At 39.9% G+C, this 3,376-nt stretch carries 3 protein-coding genes; all 3 read left to right on the top strand.

Annotated elements, in window-relative coordinates:
- Positions 1-133 precede the first annotated feature (133 nt).
- The 3 genes from ACTNA4_RS15835 to ACTNA4_RS15825 are packed head-to-tail and all read left to right on the top strand — an operon-like array spanning position 134 to position 2,956.
- Positions 134-994: an ABC transporter permease gene (locus ACTNA4_RS15835; RefSeq protein ID WP_427820889.1), complete on the top strand. Its 861-nt coding sequence runs from the start codon at positions 134-136 to the stop codon at positions 992-994.
- Positions 987-1,964: an ABC transporter ATP-binding protein gene (locus ACTNA4_RS15830; RefSeq protein WP_427820890.1), complete on the top strand. Its 978-nt coding sequence runs from the start codon at positions 987-989 to the stop codon at positions 1,962-1,964. The genes ACTNA4_RS15835 and ACTNA4_RS15830 overlap by 8 nt, the downstream gene beginning before the upstream one ends.
- 8 nt (positions 1,965-1,972) lie before the next feature.
- Positions 1,973-2,956 carry an ABC transporter ATP-binding protein gene (locus ACTNA4_RS15825; protein ID WP_441031090.1) on the top strand — a complete coding sequence of 328 codons (984 nt, stop codon included), beginning with the start codon at positions 1,973-1,975 and terminating at the stop codon, positions 2,954-2,956.
- Positions 2,957-3,376: the final 420 nt, after the last annotated feature.

Here is a 3,376-nt window from a genome sequence, read left to right as displayed (position 1 = left end):
CATTATACCAGAAAAAGGGAGGTCAATGCTCTTTTTATTTGCATTCTCCCATAAAATCAAGGTTTTTATTGAATTTTGGGACAAAAAAACAGGTAGTTTTTGACACTACCATCTATGCAATAGAGGAGAGAGTATGAAAACGAATAGAAGATGGGAAAATGTCAAATATGAGTTCAGACATAACGGACAAGCTATGTTTGCAGCTGCATATTTGATAATTATTATTTTGATCAGTATTTTCATTGTGTTCTGTAATGTGGATCCGGATGCAATCGATGTTGTAAACAAATTAAGCGGACCATCAGCCGAACACTGGTTTGGAACAGATGAACTGGGAAGAGATTATCTGGTACGTGTTCTCTATGGCGGTCGTGTATCTTTAGTGGTTGGTGTACTCGCGATGGTCACATCCATCGTAATCGGAGTGATGGTTGGGATGATTGCCGGATATTTCGGTGGTCTGGTTGACAGTATACTCATGAGGATTGTCGATGTATTCTCCGCAATTCCATGGATCATTATGGTAACAGTGGTGAGCTTGTTGTTCAAAAAAGGAATTGCATCAATTATCATTGTTATCGGATTGTTCAGCTGGATGGGAATTGCGAGACTTGTTCGATCAGAAGTTTTGTCTGCAAAGGAAAGAGAATATGTGCAATATGCAAAATTCATAGGTGTTCATCCAATGATGGTTATTGTGAAACAGGTTTTGCCGGCTGTATTTCCGACAATTATCACAGCAGCAACAGCAGAAATTGCAAATGCCATCATGACAGAAAGTTCACTGAGCTTCCTGGGACTTGGAGTTGCGGCACCAATGTCTAGTTGGGGAAGCTTGCTGCAAAGCTCACAGCAATACCTGCAAAAAGCTCCGTATATGGCAATTTTACCAGGTATATTAATTATTTTAACGGTATATTCATTTAACAAATTAGGTGACGTACTTCGTGTATATGTTGAGCCTAAGATAACGGCAGGTGAAAGTAATGAGTAAAGAGTTGGTATTAGAAGTTAAAAATTTAAAAACTATATTCAAAAGCCGGGGGCAAGAAGTGCAAGCTGTCAGAGGAGTCGAATTTTCCGTAGAAAAAGGTGAAATCATGGGAATTGTAGGCGAATCCGGAAGTGGAAAATCTGTTACAATGAAAGCGGTTATGGGTATTTTGCCGGAAAATGCCAAAGTAGAATACGATTCTTTGAAGTTGAATGGAAAAGAATTAGCTGGACTGAGTGCGGAAGAATATCGCAAGCTCCGAGGCAAAGAGATGACGATGATTTTTCAGGATCCAATGACAGCGTTGAATCCGCTTAAGAAGATTGGAAGTCAGTTGGAAGAGGTTATTTTGCGCCATAGCAATCTGTCCAGACAGGAAGCGAAAGAAAAAGCAATTGAAATGCTTCGCAAAGTAGGAATACCAGTTCCTGAGCAAAGAATTAAGCAATACCCGCATGAATTTTCTGGAGGTATGCGACAGCGTGTTTTGATTGCAATGGCGTTAGCCTGCGAACCGCAGCTGTTGATTGCGGATGAACCGACAACCGCATTGGATGTGACGATTCAGGCTCAGATTCTCGACCTGCTTAAAGAATTGGAACAAGAATATCACACCTCGATTGTGCTTATCACACATGATATGGGAGTGGTTGCGACTGTCTGCAGTAAAATTGCAATTATGTATGGCGGATTGATTATGGAAAATGGAATGACAGATGAGATTTTCTATAATCCAAAGCATCCTTATACGAAAGCACTATTGCGTGCCATTCCTTCACTGGATTTAAAAGAAGGTGAAAGGCTTCAGTCGATTGACGGAGTACCGCCATCATTGATAGATCCTCCGGTCGGCTGTCCTTTTGCGGAACGGTGTGAATATGCGACGGAACGCTGTTATAAAGAAATGCCGAAGTATAAAAACTATAGCGAAACACATCGTGCTATGTGCTTTTTAAATGAACAGGAATAGGAGGAAATATGATGAATCAAGAAATATTGATTTCAGCTAAAGGCTTGAAAAAGTACTTTCCTGTCAAAAAATTTCTGGGCGGAAAGACACAGTACGTGAAAGCTGTTGACAACATAGATTTGGATATTCGAAAAGGGGAAACGTTTGGACTTGTAGGCGAATCCGGATGTGGAAAATCAACGCTTGGAAGAACAATGATACGTATGTATGATGTGACCGGAGGGACACTTACTTATAAGGGACATGATATCACAACTGCGAAACCTTCACAAATGAAACAGTTTCAAAACAAAATGCAGATTATTTTTCAGGATCCTTATTCTGCACTGAATCCATTCTGGAATGTAGAAGAAATTTTGGAAGAGCCATTAAAACAGATTGGAATGAATGCTGCCGAGAGAAAAGAACGTATGGAATATCTCTTATATAAAGTGGGTATGAAAAGTGAAGACTTGATAAAGTTTCCTTATGAGTTTTCGGGAGGACAGAGACAAAGAATCGGAATAGCAAGGGCATTAAGCGTGAATCCGGAATTTATTATGTGCGATGAACCGATTGCGGCTCTAGATGTGTCGATTCAGGCTCAAGTAGTTAATATGCTGGAAGACTTGCAAAATGAATTTGGACTTACTTATTTATTTGCAGCTCACGACTTGTCAATGGTGCGTTATATAAGTACTCGAATCGGAGTTATGTATCTTGGAAACCTTGTTGAAGTGACAACAAGCAATGAATTGTATGAGAATCCGCTCCATCCATATACGCAGGCATTGCTTTCGGCTATACCTATTGCGGATCCTGAGACGGCAAGAAAACGAGAAAGAATAAAACTGCAAGGAGAATTGCCGAGCCCTATGGATGTGCCGGAAGGTTGCCATTTTGCACCAAGATGCCCATATGCGACACAAAGATGTAAAGAAGAATGTCCGAAATTACGTGAATTTGATAAAGGACACTATGTCGCTTGTCATAGAGTGGAAAATGTGAACTGAATTTAGTGTTTCAAATGTAATTAACAATCAAATGAAATTGTGTAAATTGACTGAATTGCGCGAAATAAATATTCAGTATTGACAATTCTGAAATGGAATGGTAAGATATGACTCGTTGACCGGATAGAAATCAGAAATTAGACTCCGGGCAGCGGGTCATAACTGATTTCCGAAAGGGCTGAGACAGAGGCCAGGGGGCGGCATGCAGAAGTCTGATAAGAAAAAAAGTTGTTGACAAACGTTGAGAGATGTGATAACCTATTTAAGCTGTCGCTCTGAAGATCAGAGTTCCGAAGAACGGATCGGCAAAAAAAAGAAAAATAAAAAAGTCTTGACAGAAGCTTGAAGATGTGATAATCTAATATAGCTGTCGCGAGACAGAGAAGAAAGAACATTGATAACTAAACAATAGACAACAAC

It is taken from the genome of Bariatricus sp. HCP28S3_A7 (assembly GCF_052066375.1).
Taxonomy (GTDB): domain Bacteria; phylum Bacillota; class Clostridia; order Lachnospirales; family Lachnospiraceae; genus Allocoprococcus.
The sequence above is the reverse complement of the archived record's forward strand: the minus strand, read 5'-3'. Positions and strand labels throughout refer to the sequence as shown.

Coding starts and splice junctions, on each gene's coding strand:
- ACTNA4_RS15835 (WP_427820889.1), top strand. CDS start 134: ATGAAAACGAATAGAAGATGGGAAAATGTCAAATATGAGTTCAGACAT.
- ACTNA4_RS15830 (WP_427820890.1), top strand. CDS start 987: ATGAGTAAAGAGTTGGTATTAGAAGTTAAAAATTTAAAAACTATATTC.
- ACTNA4_RS15825 (WP_441031090.1), top strand. CDS start 1,973: ATGATGAATCAAGAAATATTGATTTCAGCTAAAGGCTTGAAAAAGTAC.